We start from the raw sequence: 15,495 nt of genomic DNA, 5'->3' as shown, positions 1-15,495 counted from the left end.
TCCACATGCGAAGAGGGAAAACATCCCGGGGCAGCGTACCGCCCCGGGGTCAGCAGTTACTTGTTTAGATACGCTTTGACGGCTTCCAGGCCTGGTTTGCCATCGACGGTGGTGACACCGGCGAGCCAAGTGTCGAGTACTTGCGGGTTCTTCTTCAGCCAGGCTTTCGCCGCGGCGTCGGGCTTCATCTTGTCGTCCAGGACATTACCCATCAGGGTGCTTTCCATGTTCAAGGTGAACACTAGGTTCTTCAGCAACTGACCGACGTTGCTGCATTCCTCGGTGTAGCCCTTGCGGGTGTTGGTGTAGATGGTGGCCTGGCCGTAGTTGGGGCCGAACGAGTCGTCACCCCCGGTCAGGTACTTCATCTTGAAGCGGGTGTTCATCGGGTGCGGTTCCCAGCCAAGGAACACAATGGCCTGGTCACGCCTGGTGGCGCGTTCCACCTGGGAGAGCATCCCGGCTTCGCTGGATTCGACGACTTTGAAGCCGGCGGTCTTGAGGCCGAAGGCGTCTTTGTCGATCAGGGTCTGGATGGTGCGGTTGCCGTCGTTACCCGGCTCGATGCCGTAGATCTTGCCGCCCAGCTCTTCCTTGAATTTGGCGATATCGGCGAAGTCTTTCAGGCCTTTGTTGTACAGCGCCTCGGGTACCGCCAGGGTGTACTTGGCGTTTTCCAGGTTGGCGCGCACGGTTTCCACGGTGCCGGCATCACGGTACTGCTTGATGTCGTTTTCCATGGTCGGCATCCAGTTGCCGAGGAACACGTCCATGTTCTTGCCGTCGGCCAGGGACTTGTAGGTCACTGGAACGGAAATCATCGTGGTCTTGGTCTTGTAGCCCAGGCCCTTGAGGATTTCGCTGGTGGTCGCGGTGGTGACAGTGATGTCGGTCCAGCCGACATCGGAGAAGTTGACGGTCTTGCACTGTTCCGGTTCTGCGGCGTGCGCCATGACTGGCAGACTCAGCATGGCGGCCAACAACAACGAGGGTGAACCTTTCATCTGGGTAGACTCCTGTGTTTTTCTGGCGGCATTTGCCGCGCTTTATAAGTGTTGCGGTTGGAGCGTGCGGCAACAGCTCTGCCACGGTGCCTTGCAAACGAGTCGAGACTGATCATGTACCAGTGAAAATCTGACGCCTACAGGGGGCGTCGTATCCAGTACAGGGAGGGTCGTATCCAGTGTCGGTGACGTCGCTTACAGGTTTTTCCCACGGTTAAACCGCTGTTTTTGCCCATCTGCACCGCTGAAAACGGCCAAAACAGGCGATCGCACGGGAGCGACGCTGGTGAGCATGGGTGCGTCGGTGTGAGACGCCGTGGCAGCGAATAAAACCTTGATGATGCCGCCATCTGGGCGATCTGAGCGTAGCACCTCGTTCAAGCCTGGCCGTGCTTATCGAGGAGTTCTACCGCAATGGCTATCAGTGTTTTCGACCTGTTCAAGATCGGCATCGGGCCTTCTAGTTCTCACACCGTCGGCCCCATGCGCGCCGCGGCGTTGTTCGTTCAAGGGTTACGTGAACGTGAACTGTTGGAACAGGTCAGGCGCGTCGAAGTTCAGCTCTACGGCTCATTGTCGGCCACCGGCATCGGTCACGGCAGCGACACCGCCACCATCATGGGCCTGATGGGCGAGTGGCCGGACGCGATCGATCCGTCGCAAATCGGCCTGCGCATTCACACCCTGCGTGAGACCGACACCCTGCTGCTCGACGGGCGTTTGCCCGTGCCGTTCCTGTGGGCCCGCGACATGCGCCTGCTTGACGAAAACCTGTCGTTCCACCCCAACGCCATGACCCTGGTGGTGTTTGGCGCTGATGGCGAGCTGCATCGCGACACCTATTACTCAGTGGGCGGTGGTTTCGTGGTGGATGAAGCCCAGGCGCAGAGCGGCGTGGCGGACATGGACCGCACCGAATTGCCGTATGATTTTTCCAGCGCCGTGGAGTTGTTGCAGCTGTGCAAGACCCACAACCTGCGCGTCGCCGAACTGATGCTGGCCAACGAAAAGGTCTGGCGCTCCGAAGACGAAATCCGCAGTGGCCTGATGAAGCTCTGGCGCGCCATGCAGGCGTGCGTGGAGGAGGGCCTCAAGCACGAAGGCATTCTGCCTGGCGGCCTCAACGTGCGCCGTCGCGCCGCCAAGTTACACCGCAGTCTGCAGGAGTTGAACAAACCCAATGTGATCGGCTCGACCTTGAGTGCGATGGAATGGGTCAACCTGTTCGCCCTGGCGGTGAATGAAGAAAACGCCGCCGGTGGACGCATGGTCACGGCGCCCACCAACGGTGCGGCGGGGATCATTCCGGCGGTGTTGCACTACTTCATGAAGTTCAGCGACGAAGTCACCGAAGCCAACGTGGTCGACTACCTGCTCAGCGCTGCGGCGGTGGGGATCCTGTGCAAGAAGAACGCCTCGATCTCCGGGGCCGAAGTCGGTTGCCAGGGTGAAGTGGGTTCGGCCTGCGCCATGGCCGCTGCCGGGCTGGCCGAGATCCTCGGCGCAACCCCGGAGCAGCTGTGCAACGCCGCTGAAATCGGCCTGGAACACAACCTCGGCCTGACCTGCGACCCGGTGGGCGGGTTGGTGCAAGTGCCGTGCATCGAGCGCAATGCAATTGCAGCGGTGAAGGCGATCAACGCGGCGCAGATGGCCCTGCGCGGTGATGGCCAGCACTTTATCTCCCTGGACCGGGTGATCCGCACCATGCGCGATACCGGGGCGGATATGCATGACAAGTACAAAGAGACGTCGCGAGGTGGGTTGGCGGTCAGTGCGGTGGAGTGCTGAGACCGAGTCGCCGGTATCGGGGGCTTGCCCCCGATGGCTGTCATCCAGACGATGCTGCTCAAAAAGTGAACACTCCAACCAAAAGCGCCACCTTTTAGCGCGTCGCAAACAGATAAGTAGCTTCCGAACGATTTTCCCTCCGACCACCCGTCACCTGTGCGTGCGGTGACAGACTTTTCCTACGGGCTGAAAGCGCCTTCCCACAAGTGATACCGAACTGCTCACACACCTTGAGCAGGGCCGCTCCGACGTCTATTTCAACCATATCCCGCACTCCTCGCGCGGGCTTATTTAGACGCGTCATCAGGTCGTTTTCAGGATTTGTTGAATGGCCATTCAAATTTAGGCATGGCATTTGCTCTACCAATTCAAAGCCTCTCGCCTTGCCGGATGAAGAGCGCAATAACAAGAGCCTCGCCTGAGGCCATCACCTGCTTTGTGTGAGGAGATACCGCCATGACGTCGTTCAACTCCGGGGCCCAACCCCAGAACCGTGCGCCTCAATCCATCGGCTTTTTGCTGCTGGACAATTTCACGCTGATTTCCCTGGCTTCGGCCGTGGAACCGCTGCGCATGGCCAACCAGCTGTCCGGCCGCGAGCTGTATCGCTGGACAACCCTGAGTGTCGACGGCAACCAGGTGTGGGCCAGCGACGGTCTGCAAATCACCCCCGATGCCTCCATGCACAAAGCCCCGGCCCTGGACACCGTGATTGTGTGCGGCGGCGTGGGTATCCAGCGTACCGTGACCCGTGAGCATGTGTCGTGGCTGCAAAGCCAGGCGCGCCAGTCCCGTCGCCTGGGGGCAGTGTGCACCGGCAGCTGGGCCCTGGCCTGTGCCGGCCTGCTCGACGGTTTTGATTGCAGCGTGCATTGGGAGTGCCTGGCGTCGATGCAGGAAGCCTTCCCGCGCGTGTCGATGAGCACCCGTTTGTTCACCCTCGACCGCAACCGCTTCACCAGTTCGGGCGGCACCGCGCCGCTGGACATGATGCTGCACCTGATCAGCCGCGACCACGGCCGTGAACTGTCGGCGGCGATCTCCGAAATGTTCGTGTACGAGCGCATCCGCAATGAACAGGATCACCAGCGTGTGCCGCTCAAGCACATGCTTGGCACCAACCAGCCGAAGCTGCAGGAAATCGTCGCGCTGATGGAAGCCAACCTCGAAGAGCCGATCGACCTCGACGAACTGGCGGTGTACGTCGCCGTGTCGCGTCGCCAGCTGGAGCGGCTGTTCCAGAAATACCTGCACTGCTCGCCGTCGCGCTACTACCTCAAGCTGCGCCTGATTCGCGCGCGGCAGTTGCTCAAGCAAACGCCGATGTCGATCATCGAAGTGGCATCGGTATGCGGTTTTGTGTCCACGCCGCACTTCTCCAAGTGCTACCGCGAATACTTCGGCATTCCGCCACGGGATGAGCGCGTAGGCTCCAACACCACCCAGCAGGTGGCGATGATGCCGATTCCGCAGGCGCTCGTGTTGTCACCGTTGTCGGGGCCGATGTCGGCGTTGAGTCAGGCGCGCAATGAGTCGACGTTCGCGAGTGTACGGCTTTAAACCGAGTTGACTGCATCGGGGGCAAGCCCCCTCCCACACTGACCGCGAACACGGGGCAAATGTGGGAGGGGGCTTGCCCCCGATAGCGGTCTGTCAGGCGCCAGAGTTCTGCTTGAACTGCATCAGCGCCGGCAGCAACTGCTTATCGATCGCCTGACGCACCGCCGGCAAAATCGTCGCGCTGCCGGTGTACATCTGCTCAACCATACCCTTGAGCGCCTTGGCCCGCGCTTCGCTCAAACCGCGTACCGCGCACTCGCAAGCCTGTTCGGCGCTGGCGCCGCTGGATACCTCGAAACCCAGCGAGCGCAGTTGGCTCAGCAGGTCATCCTGATCAATCAAATCCGCATGCATCATGACGTTTATCCTGGTGAAGGGAGCGGGGATTGACTTGGATTCTGGTAGGCCCCCGGCCGGTCGGCAAGGGCAGAATGCACGAATGGCTCAGATGGCTATGAACGTGTCGTTTTCGGGTCATTTACCCGCTGCAGTAATAGGCACACTGGCTACCAGCAAACAGCTTGAAGGTTTGGTCACCCTCGGGATGTACGGCTCACACAAGGCACTCTGCCCCGATCCAGTCACGGCTGGACCGGGGCTTTTTTAGCGCTGCAGCACCAGGATTCGTGAAAGCAGTTCGTCCCGGTCGATATAGCAACCCTGAAAGTGCCGCGCCCCCGAAGTGGGATCAAACGCATTGCGCGCATGCAACGTGCGGCGATTATCGAAGCACCACAGCTCGCCCGGGTTCAGGCGCTTGACCAGCCGAAAGCGCGCCTCGCGCGTCATCGCGATAAACCGCCGATAAGCCCGATACAGCAACGGCATCTGCGCCACCGATGTCTCGAACGGCCCGCGCAGAAAATTGGCCATGCGAATCTCTGCCACATCCCCCAAGGCGTCCAATGCGATGATCGGCGCGAGGCGGCGGTAGTCGCTGTAGCGGTCTTTGTTGCGAAACTCCACGGGTATTTCACACAGCGCACGAAATGCTTCGGGATCCTCCTGGCGCAGGGCATTGGCGATGGCAAACCCATCGACAAAAATACTCTCGCCGCCGTCGGCATCGTTGACCAGGCAATGCAGAAACTGCAGCCCCGGTTGCAGCTCCCGGGTCGGCAAATCACTGTGCAAGGGCAGGTTGAAAGCGGTGTAGGCATTGCTGTCGGCATCGGCCTTGGATTGCACGTTGAACAACACACCGAAATTGCTCTCGCGGATAAACGAAATGCGCTCGGCAACACACGCCAGGGAGCCGGGTTCGGTGGGTACGCCACGTACTTGGGTGAGGCCTCCATCGCGCAGTGCCAACAGCCATTGCAGCAGGGCTTTCGGGTCTTGCATCACGGCTGAGTAATCGAATACCGGCAGGTCGAAGCTGCTGTCCCACAGTCGGGCTTCGGGTTTGGCGGCCCGGCGTTCGGCGCGCGATTCATCGTCATAGGCATGGGCCCGCAGCCAGCCGGGATCGTACTGGCTGTGATGACCGCCGCGCCATTCCACGCTGAGAAAACCCTGGTCGATACGCGCGCTGATGGCGCCGAGATTTTCATCCACATCGACAATTTCCAGCACTTGCTCGCGGGTCACGCTGTACACGCATTGCGTGCACGGACAGTTGTCCCGCAACCACTGATGATGAAACGGGCTGACCCGGCCATCGGCCCATTGCACGCGAATCTGATCGTCCAGCACCTGCGTATCGGCGAGGTCGCAAAGCTTGGGGTAATTACGGAAATCGGCAACAGCGGCGGCGGTTTGCATGATGGCTCCTTATTTTTTCGGTGGCAGTCCAATCACTCGGCCGAGGAGGGCGGGCCTTGGCAGATCGGCTTGCTCGGTACTGATGGCAGCGAGTTTCTCCAGCGTCGCCTCGGTAAACGGCGTCGAATGCGGACCTGCCAGGTCAACGTGCAGCAGCATCTGTTCGTTGCCGGCCAGTTCTTTCTCATCGCCCACCAAATGCAGGCTGTGATAGAGGTGCAGGCGCTTGGCGTCGTGGGCGATCAGTTGGGTGTGCACCTCCACTTCGGCACCGAGTTTCACTTCGTGCAGGTAGTTCAGGTGCAGTTCCAGGGTGAACAACGAATGGCCGCTGGCTTCGCGGTTTTCACTGTCCAAGCCGAGGGTGTCCATCAGCGCGTCGGTCGCGTAGCTGAAGATCAGCAGGTAGAACGCATCGCGCAGGTGGCCGTTGTAGTCCACCCAGTCGGCGAGGACTGGGGTGGTGTAGGTGGTCAGTGCAGGCATGGTGAGGGTTCCGTTATTCGGCGAAGGTCATGCCGTGCTTGGCTTTGGTGGTTTTCACCGCGTCGAGCACCGCCAGCAGGCAGTCATCACGATAGCGTTCCAGCGCCGAAATGCTGTGTTTGCCCAGTTGATCGCTGGTGCCATCGACCACATCGTCAATCAACTTGTCGGTCAACTCCGGTGCCGGCAGATAGGTCCACGGCAACTGCAATGCCGGACCGAACTGCGCCATGAAGTGCCGCATGCCCGCATCACCGCCCGCCAGGGTGTAGGTGAGGAAGGTGCCCATGAACGACCAGCGCAGGCCGGCGCCAAAGCGAATCGCATCGTCGATCTCGCCGGTGGTGGCCACGCCGTCATTGACCAGGTGCAGCGCCTCGCGCCACAGCGCTTCGAGCAAGCGGTCGGCGATAAAGCCGGGGACTTCCTTGCGCACATGCAGCGGGCGCATGCCGAGGGATTCATACACCTTGATCGCGGCCTGGATCGCTTCCGGCGCGGTGTGCTTGCCGCCGACTACTTCCACCAGCGGCAACAGATAGACCGGGTTGAACGGATGGCCGACCACACAGCGTTCCGGGTGGGTCGAGCCCTCGTAGAACTCGCTCGGCAACAGCCCGGAGGTACTCGAGCCGATCAATGCAGTGGGCTTGGCCGCTGCGCTGATCTTGCTGTGCAATTCCAGTTTCAGCTCCAGGCGTTCCGGGGCGCTTTCCTGGATGAAGTCGGCGTCTTTCACGCATTCTTCGATGGTGGGGACAAAGCGTAGGCGGTCCTGGGATGCGCCGGGCGCGAGGCCCTGTTTTTCCAGGGCGCCCCAGGCATTGGCGACGCGTTTGCGCAGCGCCGCTTCGGCACCCGGCGCCGGGTCCCAGGCGACCACATCGAGGCCGTGGGCCAGGGCGCGGGACACCCAGCCGCTGCCGATGACACCGCTGCCGAGGGCGGCGAAGGTTTTGATCTCAGTGATAAAGCGCATGGCAAATTCCTAAAGCGTTCGGTGATTCCCTGTGGGAGGGGGCAAGCCCCTCCCACATTTTTTAATTCGGTTTCGACAGGGGGTCAGCCGCGTTTGGTAAGGCCCATCTTGATGCGGCCTTCCGCCGGGCTCATGACCCGCGCGCCCAGGCGGCTGAGGATTTCACTGGCGCGTTCCACCAGTTGGCCGTTGGTGGCGAGTACGCCCTTGTCCAGCCACAGGTTGTCTTCCAGGCCGACCCGTACGTTGCCGCCCAGCAGCACCGCTTGCGCGGCCATGGGCATTTGCATGCGGCCGATCCCGAACCCGGCCCACACCGCGTCGGCCGGCAGGTTGTCGACCATGGCTTTCATCGTGGTGGTGTCGGCCGGCGCGCCCCATGGGATGCCCAGGCACAGTTGGAACAGCGGGTTGTCGAGCAGACCCTCCTTGATCATCTGCTTGGCGAACCACAGGTGGCCGGTGTCGAAAATTTCCAGCTCGGCCTTTACGCCCAATTCCTGGATGCGCTTGGCGCCCGCCCGCAGCTGCGCCGGGGTGGAGACGTAAATCGTGTCGCCATCGCCGAAGTTCAGGGTGCCGCAGTCCAGGGTGCAGATTTCCGGCAGCAGTTCTTCCACATGGGCCAGGCGGTTCAGTGGGCCGACCAGATCGGTATTGGGGCCGAATTCCATCGGGTTCTCGCCGCCGCCGATCTCGAGGTCGCCGCCCATGCCGGCGGTGAGGTTGACGATGATGTCGATGTCAGCCTCGCGGATGCGCTCCATCACTTCGCGGTACAGGGCGACGTCGCGGCTGAACTTGCCGGTCTCGGGGTCGCGCACATGGCAGTGCACCACGGTAGCGCCGGCCTTGGCGGCCTCCACGGCGGCGGCGGCGATTTGTTTGGGAGTGACCGGCACGTGTGGGCTTCTGGCGGTCGTGTCGCCAGCACCGGTGAGTGCGCAGGTGATGATGACGTCGTGGTTCATGAGGCAGGTTCCTTACAGGCGTGGTGATGCCGTTCGCGGTCGGCAGTGACCGCGAAACGGTGGTTCGAAGAAGGTTATTTGCTGGTCAATTGCAGGTTGGCCGCCGCCGGTTTGCCGTCGAAGGTGGTCACACCTTCCAGCCAGCGGGCTTGGTCCTGCGGGTGATCCTTGAGCCACTGCTTGGCAGATTCCAGCGCGTCCTTGTGATCCAGCAGCGGCTGCATCATCCGGCTCTCGTCGGCGGCGGTGAAGGTCAGGTTGGTCAGCAGTTTGTGCACGTTGGGGCACTGTTCGGCGTAGGTCGGCGCGGTCACGGTCCAGACGGTGGCCATGCCTTCGTTCGGGCCCAGGGCGTCTTCGCTGCCGGTGAGGTAAGTCATCGCGATATTGACGTTCATCGGGTGCGGCGCCCAGCCGAAGAACACCACGGCTTCCTTGCGGCGTACCGCACGGTCCACGGCGGCAAGCATGCCGGCCTCGCTGGATTCCACCAGTTGGAATTTGCCCAGGCCGAACTGGTTCTTGGCGATCATCGCCTTGATCTGGGTGTTGGCCCCCGAGCCTGGCTCGATGCCGTAGATCTTGCCGCCCAGCTCCTTCTCGAACTTGGCGATGTCAGCGAAAGTTTTCAGGCCCTTGTCCGCCAGGTAAGTCGGCACCGCCAGGGTGGCACGGGCGTCTTCCAGGCTGGGTTTGTCGAGAACTTTGATTTGCTTGGCGTCGACGAACGGCGTGATGGTCTGGGTCATCAACGGGTTCCAGTAGCCCAGGAACAGGTCCAGCCGCTGGTCGCGGATCCCGGCGAAGATGATTTGCTGGGAGGCGCTGGTTTGTTTGGTCTTGTAGCCGAGGCCGTCGAGCAACACTTGGGTCATGGCGCTGGTGGCGATGACGTCGGTCCAGTTCACCACGCCCATGCGTACGTTCTGGCAAGATGCCGCGTCGGCCGCCAGTACGTTTGTGCTCAAGATGGCGCTGGCGCTGAGTGCAAGCACGCAGTGGCGAATCAGTCGGTTCATGGTGGATCCCTCGGCAGGTCGTTATTGTGGGGTCCGGCGTCTTTGTGCGCCGTGGGATCACGTTACGGAGCTTTAGGCCCGCCGAAACGCACGGCGGCGACCAGCTCTTGCACTGCAGCGACCTGTGCTCTTGAATGGCCCGTTGAACTGGCGTATCACAGTGACCACGCTGCCCGTCCTACGAGAGCGCCACCATGTCCCAGGATTTCTACTTTCTGCTGATGCCGGGGTTCTCGGCCATTGGCTTTATTTCTGCGCTGGAACCGCTGCGCGTGGCCAACCGCTTTCGTGGCGAGCTGTACCGCTGGCATGTGCTGAGCGCCGATGGCGGCGCGGTGCTGGCGAGCAATGGCATGTCGGTCAACGCCGACGCCGCGCTGGAACCGCTGAAAAAGGGCGCGACGCTGCTGGTGGTGGCCGGCTTCGAACCGCTGCAGTTCGCCACGCCGGCGCTGGAACACTGGCTGCGCCGTCTGGACAATGACGGCGTGACCCTCGGCGCCATCGACACCGGCGCCTGCGTGCTCGCCGAAGCCGGCCTGCTCGACGGCCACCGCCTGACCCTGCATTGGGAAGCCATCGACGCCTTCAAGGAGTCGTACCCGCACCTGAGCGTGACTCAGGAACTGTTCGAGATCGACCGTCGCCGCATCACCTGCGCCGGCGGCACCGCCTCCATCGACTTGATGCTCGACCTGATCGCCCAGGCCCACGGCGCGGACCTGGCGATCCAGGTCTCCGAACAGTTCGTACTCGGCCGCATCCGCCCGCGCAAGGACCACCAGCGCATGCAGATCGCCACGCGCTACGGCATCAACAACAAGAAACTGGTGCAAGTGATCGGCGAGATGGAGCAGCACACCGAACCGCCCCTGAGCACCTTGGCGTTGGCCGATGCGATCAAGGTTACCCGGCGCCAGCTTGAACGGCTGTTTCGCCTGCATTTGAACGACACGCCCAGCAATTTCTACCTCGGCCTGCGCCTGGAAAAAGCCCGGCAGTTATTGCGCCAGAGCGATATGAGCGTGCTGGAGGTGAGCATTGCGTGCGGGTTTGAATCGCCGTCGTATTTCACCCGGAGTTATCGGGCGCGGTTTGCCAAGTGTCCGAGGGAGGATCGGCGACGGGAGGTGGTTTGACGGGCAATTATAGTCAATTATACTCGACGCTATAATTTATAGTCCTTTCCATAATTGAGTATAAAACCATGTCCAAGCACAGCGGCTTTGTGTTTCGCCGCCCCACCCTGGCAAGCAGTATTGCCGATGGCCTGGTGGGGGCCGGTATTCAGGATTTCACCTCTGGCCTGTTTCTCGCGGCACCCCGTCGCACGGGCAAAAGCACGTTTTTGCGCGAAGACTTGATCCCGGAATGTCAGCTCCGGGGCTGGCTGGCGGTGTATGTGGATCTCTGGGCTGACAAAGAGAAAGATCCTGCAGAGTTGATTGCCAGTGCTATTGCTGCTGCTCTGGTTCCCTATGAAAAGGGCATTCGCAAACTGGCCAAGAACATTGGCATCGAGAAACTCAGCTTTCTGCGTACGCTCTCCTGGGACTTTACCAAGCCACAATTGCCTGTCGGTGCGACGCTGACCCAAGCGTTGGAATTGCTCCACAGCGCTGCAGAAAAACCCGTTGTGCTGGTGATTGACGAAGCGCAGCACGCCTTAACCACCGAGTCGGGTATCAATGCGATGTTCGCGTTGAAGGCTGCCCGGGATCAGCTCAACCAAGGCCGTGACGAGGAGGGCAGCGGCTTGCGCCTGGTGTTTACCGGCTCCAACCGCGACAAGTTGGCCCACTTGGTGCTCGGCAAAAGCCAGCCGTTCTTCGGCTCCAGCATCACGCCATTTCCGCTGCTGGGCAAAGAGTTCACCCAGGCGTACACCGTGCACCTCAACGCGCATCTGGCCGAGACCAACCAGTTCAACGCGGCGGATATTGATGAGGCGTTTGAGCTGGTAGGTCGGCGTCCCGAGATGTTGCGCACGATCATCGGTGAAGTCGCGTTGGAGCTGGGCGAGGCGAGCAATCTGGGCGAACTGCTGCACAGCCGCGCCGAGTTGCTGCGCGCGGGTGTATGGACCGAGTTCGAAAGCGCCTGGAACGCCCTGACCATCCCGCAGCGTGCCGTGCTGGAGGTGATGGTGGAGCGTTCTCAAAACAACGAACCCTTCGCGCCATTCACCGACAGCACCCTCACCGCTGTCAGCAAGGCGCTGGAAGCCATGGGCAGCGACGTGGTGCCGGGCACCCAGACCATTCAGGCCTGTATCGATGCGTTGCGCGATAAGGAGCTGGTGTGGAAGTCGAGTCGCGGCGGGTATGCGCTCGAAGACAAATCGTTCGGCGAGTGGCTGCGCCATGTCAAACGAAGCAAGGCGGCCGGTATTGCGGCCAGCAGGTAGGAGGACAGAAAAGCCAAACCAGCCCAAAGACTGGTTTGGCTTATTCGATACGGCGTAGGGAAAAGCTAGCGTGGTGGGGGCTACTACTCACTTCAGCGACAACCTTCATGACGTTAATCCCATTCGAAAAGTGTGCTACGGCTGTCTGACGTAAGGCTTGAGGGGGACCAGTCGATTGACGGCCGCCAAAGGATTGCCCTGCAGCAACTGTGCAGGCTCGGGTTTGAGTTTGTCCTGATTGATACTCGCCAATACACCGATGGCGGCATTCATCCCGGACATAAAGGCCCCTTCACACCAACCTGGATAGTTACTGGCGCTGTCCGAAGACAGGAATATTTGCCGATAGACTCGGTCCCTTGCCTGTGAGTTGAATGCGGGTTCCTGGGTGAACAGGTACAGGTTGCACAACGCATTGGAAGTCGCGAAGTCTCCAGGTGCGTCGAGCTTGAACCCACCTGTACCGATCTGATCTTGCCAGTCAATGCCGATGGCATTGGGGTCGTCTTGCCTGTTACCCAACAAAGAGTGGAAGTACACCGTGGTGCGAACCTGGCGGGTCGGGTTCTGTACATAAGGCAGTACGCTGGCCCACGCCCTGTAGCTTCGCCACCACTCCTGGGGAAATCCAGGCCCGAACCAGGCCGGGCTTTCAGTGAAATCAGCAATGCCCAGCGTGCCATTTTCCCGGGAGGGTGCTATATCCAGCACGCTGCGTGCCATGATTGAGTCCAGGTTCCACGTGTACGAAAGCAATACGGCAACAGGGCCGGGCCGATCCTCCGCGATTGCCGGGATGAAGTAGCTGGCGCGGGTCCAGCCCTCGCTCATCAGGCAGCGTATGGGCCTGCCGTCGATGTGCGTCCAAGTGCTGGCCAGTGCGGAACCCTGTGCCCATGGTGCTTGGGGCGTAACATAAAAAGACTTGCTGGCGTTCATCATATTGAGCCGCGCCAAGGCGCTTTTCAGTGGCGCTATATGGCTTTTATAGATTGCCGAAGGCCAGGCTTTGTCGAAGTAGCTATGAAAGGCGTGAGGTACGCCATTGATCGGGATTTCTACCCGTAAGCCGTTACGCGGATAGCTCAGTTCGCTGGCCAGCGACATCATCGTCAGCAGGGCCGTATGAGGGATGGCGGCAACGATATGGTCGGTGTTCACCGGTATTAATGCGACGTCTTCGGCCCCTTCTCCGTTGAGGTTGCGTACCAGCAGGCCGGCTTGGGCTGACCCTCCGTCGGTCGATACGAAGATTCCCATTTCCTGTACCTCATGGCGTTCATGCACGGTAAAGGTGTTCTTGCCGGCTGGACCGAATTCGTCCCTGAGCTTTTTCAGGATGGCATGCGCGATCATGCCCGAGCCAATGCCTGCCGGCAGAGCATATTCATCCAGGTAATCCCACAGCCAGATTCGCAGCATCTCCAGGAACCCCATGGAAAACATGCTACCCATGCCACCCGTGCCGAAGCCTACGTTGACGAAGATTGCCAACTGTTCTGGCGTCCAGCCCTTGGGCTCCGCTACGTTGCCAAGCAGCCAGGTGCCCAGGTCCAGTTTGTCGAAGCGCTCGATCATCGCCGTCCAGAAAGCCTGGATGCGGTTTTCTTCTTCGGCGGACAGCCGGGGTTGTTCAAGCAACCGCAGAATTTGGAGAATGTTGGAGCCGCCGCCTTGTATGTCGTTGATGGCATCGCGCACATCGGCGGAGACTTTGATGAACTGTGGGGGCAGGTCGGGCGCTTGCATGCTGCCTGCCAACCACCGATGGGCGATACCGTCCTGGCACAGGACAGTGGGTACCAGGCCTGGGTTGGGGAACAGCTGGAGCAATGTGTCATCTCCCAGGATATCCCCGAAGACTTCCCAGGTGACCTTGGCCTTCGCGGGGAACCTCATGGCCCCCAGTTCACACACTGTGTCGGTTTCCAGCTTGCGCACGAAACTGCATGTGCGGCCGTGGATATAGCGGTGCCAGTCGTCATCGACCTGTTCCAGCTGGTTGCGTTCGTACAACACCACATTCAAGCCTGCGCGCAGCAGCTCTCTTGCCGTCAGCAACCCGGACATGCCTGCGCCAATGATTACGACACGCGCGTCTTTCTCTACACCCTCCAGAGGCTGGGCCAGCCAGCCAGATTCGGGGCTGGAGGCACGAAGGATACTTGCGTAGTCATAAGGGTAAGCGTCCACCAGGCGTGAAGTACCTGACTTGAGTTGGCCTATCGTTTGCGGACCGGCCATTGTACGTGTGCCACTGCTGCCTCCCAGGGCAGCCAGGGATGGGAACCATGCCATGATCATCTCCTTGAATTGCTCGCAATACGTTGCTTGTCACTGCTCGAATGAACAGTGATTTCAGCCTAGGTGAGTGCGTGAAACTCAAGGTTCGCTTCAGACCAGTGGAGTGCCCTGAGCAAGTTTCATTGTTATGTCGAGTGTTTTGACAGGGGCGGATCTGATGTAGGGATTATCCTTTTCTGTGGTGTCGGCTATGTCGTGGGTAGAGGGGCTGCTAATGTAAAAGTCCATTGCGGCTGACACCCAAACTAACCATTAATCAACTGATATTTAAAGTTCGCACTTCACTACTTAAGTTAAGCGACAAGAGGTCCGTATGTTCAGGAAAATGCTTGCTGTCATTACTTTTGCATCTGCCCCCGCCTGGGCTGCCAAGGCCCCCGCCTCCGTCCCCTTCACGGGTGCCGATTACAGCGGGCGTTATGAGTGTACTGGTCGTGATAGCCATATCGGCGCCTTCAAGGGGGTTGTCGATATGCAGCTCAACGCCAGGCAAAGTACCGGCAAGTACGGCGCCTATATCTTCACCCTGACGTTGGAAGACAACTCCCGCTATAACGGTTTTGCCGCTGGCACCTCGGATACGCTGGCGATTTACTTTGCACATACCGACTCGGCACTGAAAGATTATGGAGTCGGTGTTGCGCAAGTCGTTCCAACACCGGAAGGTAAACTCGCCTTTACCAAATATTATTACGGCCCCGAATATGAAGGCGGCGGTCACGGGTTGGAACACTGCGTCAGAAGTTGATGCGGACTACTTCTTCATCAGGCTCGAACAGGCCGCCTTGAACGCTTCATGCTGATATTTGTTCAACGTCGCTGGCAGTTCGAAGTTGTGCTTCTTGTTCTGGGCGTTGATGGTCTGCGGCGACAGCAGCGTCACCTCAACCCCCTCCAGCAACTGAAACACCCCTTCGATCTTGAACGTGGTCGGGCCACCGGCGAATTCGCCTTTCTTGCTGCGCTTCTTGATAGCGATGCGCTGGATGGCGTTTTCCTGCACAAATGCCTTCACCTGGGCGGCAAAGGCTTTGACGTTGGCCGCGTCATCGTCGTCTTCCAGAGCGATTTTCTTGGTCGCCAGGGCGACGTGGGTCAGCGCCTGGTTGTCCAGGGAAGCGACAGCGATGATGGCTTCGCTGCCTTTGATTTCGATGCCACAGATAGTCATGAAAGGCCTTGGTTCAAAGAGAAAGTGGCGGGATTGTCG

14 protein-coding genes are annotated in these 15,495 nt (G+C 60.1%); 5 read left to right on the top strand and 9 right to left on the bottom strand.

What is annotated here, in order from left to right; translation table 11 throughout:
* Positions 1 to 56 precede the first annotated feature (56 nt).
* Positions 57 to 1,004: a choline ABC transporter substrate-binding protein gene (locus FBY10_RS05915; protein WP_131699058.1), complete on the bottom strand. Its 948-nt coding sequence runs from the start codon at positions 1,002 to 1,004 to the stop codon at positions 57 to 59.
* Between the two features lie 414 nt (positions 1,005 to 1,418).
* Here FBY10_RS05915 and FBY10_RS05910 point away from each other — a divergent pair, with 414 nt between their 5' ends.
* Positions 1,419 to 2,795 carry an L-serine ammonia-lyase gene (locus FBY10_RS05910; RefSeq protein ID WP_145336869.1) on the top strand — a complete coding sequence of 459 codons (1,377 nt, stop codon included), beginning with the start codon at positions 1,419 to 1,421 and terminating at the stop codon, positions 2,793 to 2,795.
* A gap of 456 nt (positions 2,796 to 3,251) precedes the next feature.
* Positions 3,252 to 4,355: a GlxA family transcriptional regulator gene (locus FBY10_RS05905; RefSeq protein ID WP_065938176.1), complete on the top strand. Its 1,104-nt coding sequence runs from the start codon at positions 3,252 to 3,254 to the stop codon at positions 4,353 to 4,355.
* A 93-nt stretch (positions 4,356 to 4,448) separates the two neighbouring features.
* Here the strand turns inward: FBY10_RS05905 and FBY10_RS05900 are convergent, their stop codons facing one another.
* The 6 genes from FBY10_RS05900 to FBY10_RS05875 all read right to left on the bottom strand — a co-directional run bounded on the left by FBY10_RS05900 (position 4,449) and on the right by FBY10_RS05875 (position 9,574).
* Positions 4,449 to 4,712, bottom strand: a complete 264-nt coding sequence (locus FBY10_RS05900) for a hypothetical protein (RefSeq protein WP_027606014.1) — start codon at positions 4,710 to 4,712, stop codon at positions 4,449 to 4,451.
* A gap of 246 nt (positions 4,713 to 4,958) precedes the next feature.
* The gene (locus FBY10_RS05895; RefSeq protein WP_145336868.1) at positions 4,959 to 6,119 is read right to left on the bottom strand and encodes a gamma-butyrobetaine dioxygenase; all 1,161 of its coding nucleotides are present in this window, start codon (positions 6,117 to 6,119) and stop codon (positions 4,959 to 4,961) included.
* Between the two features lie 9 nt (positions 6,120 to 6,128).
* Entirely contained in the window at positions 6,129 to 6,605 is a 477-nt protein-coding gene (locus FBY10_RS05890) for a thioesterase family protein (protein ID WP_131699061.1), read from the bottom strand.
* A 13-nt stretch (positions 6,606 to 6,618) separates the two neighbouring features.
* Positions 6,619 to 7,584 (bottom strand): L-carnitine dehydrogenase, encoded by a 966-nt coding sequence (locus FBY10_RS05885; protein ID WP_145336867.1) that lies wholly within the window; start codon positions 7,582 to 7,584, stop codon positions 6,619 to 6,621.
* A gap of 83 nt (positions 7,585 to 7,667) precedes the next feature.
* A complete protein-coding gene (locus FBY10_RS05880; protein ID WP_145336866.1) occupies positions 7,668 to 8,555 on the bottom strand; it encodes a 3-keto-5-aminohexanoate cleavage protein in 888 nt (295 codons plus the stop codon).
* A 74-nt stretch (positions 8,556 to 8,629) separates the two neighbouring features.
* Positions 8,630 to 9,574, bottom strand: coding sequence for a choline ABC transporter substrate-binding protein (locus FBY10_RS05875; protein WP_145336865.1), 945 nt, complete (start codon positions 9,572 to 9,574; stop codon positions 8,630 to 8,632).
* 194 nt (positions 9,575 to 9,768) lie between these two features.
* Between FBY10_RS05875 and FBY10_RS05870 the strand changes: the two genes are divergently transcribed.
* Together FBY10_RS05870 and FBY10_RS05865 are read left to right on the top strand one after the other, a co-directional pair.
* Positions 9,769 to 10,713, top strand: a complete 945-nt coding sequence (locus FBY10_RS05870) for a GlxA family transcriptional regulator (RefSeq protein WP_145336864.1) — start codon at positions 9,769 to 9,771, stop codon at positions 10,711 to 10,713.
* Between the two features lie 68 nt (positions 10,714 to 10,781).
* Positions 10,782 to 11,981, top strand: coding sequence for an AAA family ATPase (locus FBY10_RS05865; RefSeq protein WP_131699066.1), 1,200 nt, complete (start codon positions 10,782 to 10,784; stop codon positions 11,979 to 11,981).
* 135 nt (positions 11,982 to 12,116) lie between these two features.
* Here the strand turns inward: FBY10_RS05865 and FBY10_RS05860 are convergent, their stop codons facing one another.
* Positions 12,117 to 14,279 carry an FAD-dependent oxidoreductase gene (locus FBY10_RS05860; protein WP_178116726.1) on the bottom strand — a complete coding sequence of 721 codons (2,163 nt, stop codon included), beginning with the start codon at positions 14,277 to 14,279 and terminating at the stop codon, positions 12,117 to 12,119.
* Between the two features lie 319 nt (positions 14,280 to 14,598).
* Here FBY10_RS05860 and FBY10_RS05855 point away from each other — a divergent pair, with 319 nt between their 5' ends.
* Positions 14,599 to 15,033: a hypothetical protein gene (locus FBY10_RS05855; RefSeq protein WP_145336862.1), complete on the top strand. Its 435-nt coding sequence runs from the start codon at positions 14,599 to 14,601 to the stop codon at positions 15,031 to 15,033.
* A 6-nt stretch (positions 15,034 to 15,039) separates the two neighbouring features.
* Here the strand turns inward: FBY10_RS05855 and FBY10_RS05850 are convergent, their stop codons facing one another.
* Positions 15,040 to 15,456 carry a DUF3010 family protein gene (locus tag FBY10_RS05850; protein ID WP_131699069.1) on the bottom strand — a complete coding sequence of 139 codons (417 nt, stop codon included), beginning with the start codon at positions 15,454 to 15,456 and terminating at the stop codon, positions 15,040 to 15,042.
* Between the last annotated feature and the right edge of the window lie 39 nt (positions 15,457 to 15,495).

The sequence above is a fragment of the Pseudomonas sp. SJZ103 genome (assembly GCF_007828335.1).
Lineage (GTDB): Bacteria > Pseudomonadota > Gammaproteobacteria > Pseudomonadales > Pseudomonadaceae > Aquipseudomonas.
Note: the sequence above shows the minus strand (reverse complement) of the source record. Positions and strands in the feature narration are given on the sequence as shown.

Coding starts and splice junctions, on each gene's coding strand:
- FBY10_RS05915 (WP_131699058.1), bottom strand. CDS start 1,004: ATGAAAGGTTCACCCTCGTTGTTGTTGGCCGCCATGCTGAGTCTGCCA.
- FBY10_RS05910 (WP_145336869.1), top strand. CDS start 1,419: ATGGCTATCAGTGTTTTCGACCTGTTCAAGATCGGCATCGGGCCTTCT.
- FBY10_RS05905 (WP_065938176.1), top strand. CDS start 3,252: ATGACGTCGTTCAACTCCGGGGCCCAACCCCAGAACCGTGCGCCTCAA.
- FBY10_RS05900 (WP_027606014.1), bottom strand. CDS start 4,712: ATGATGCATGCGGATTTGATTGATCAGGATGACCTGCTGAGCCAACTG.
- FBY10_RS05895 (WP_145336868.1), bottom strand. CDS start 6,119: ATGCAAACCGCCGCCGCTGTTGCCGATTTCCGTAATTACCCCAAGCTT.
- FBY10_RS05890 (WP_131699061.1), bottom strand. CDS start 6,605: ATGCCTGCACTGACCACCTACACCACCCCAGTCCTCGCCGACTGGGTG.
- FBY10_RS05885 (WP_145336867.1), bottom strand. CDS start 7,584: ATGCGCTTTATCACTGAGATCAAAACCTTCGCCGCCCTCGGCAGCGGT.
- FBY10_RS05880 (WP_145336866.1), bottom strand. CDS start 8,555: ATGAACCACGACGTCATCATCACCTGCGCACTCACCGGTGCTGGCGAC.
- FBY10_RS05875 (WP_145336865.1), bottom strand. CDS start 9,574: ATGAACCGACTGATTCGCCACTGCGTGCTTGCACTCAGCGCCAGCGCC.
- FBY10_RS05870 (WP_145336864.1), top strand. CDS start 9,769: ATGTCCCAGGATTTCTACTTTCTGCTGATGCCGGGGTTCTCGGCCATT.
- FBY10_RS05865 (WP_131699066.1), top strand. CDS start 10,782: ATGTCCAAGCACAGCGGCTTTGTGTTTCGCCGCCCCACCCTGGCAAGC.
- FBY10_RS05860 (WP_178116726.1), bottom strand. CDS start 14,279: ATGGCATGGTTCCCATCCCTGGCTGCCCTGGGAGGCAGCAGTGGCACA.
- FBY10_RS05855 (WP_145336862.1), top strand. CDS start 14,599: ATGTTCAGGAAAATGCTTGCTGTCATTACTTTTGCATCTGCCCCCGCC.
- FBY10_RS05850 (WP_131699069.1), bottom strand. CDS start 15,456: ATGACTATCTGTGGCATCGAAATCAAAGGCAGCGAAGCCATCATCGCT.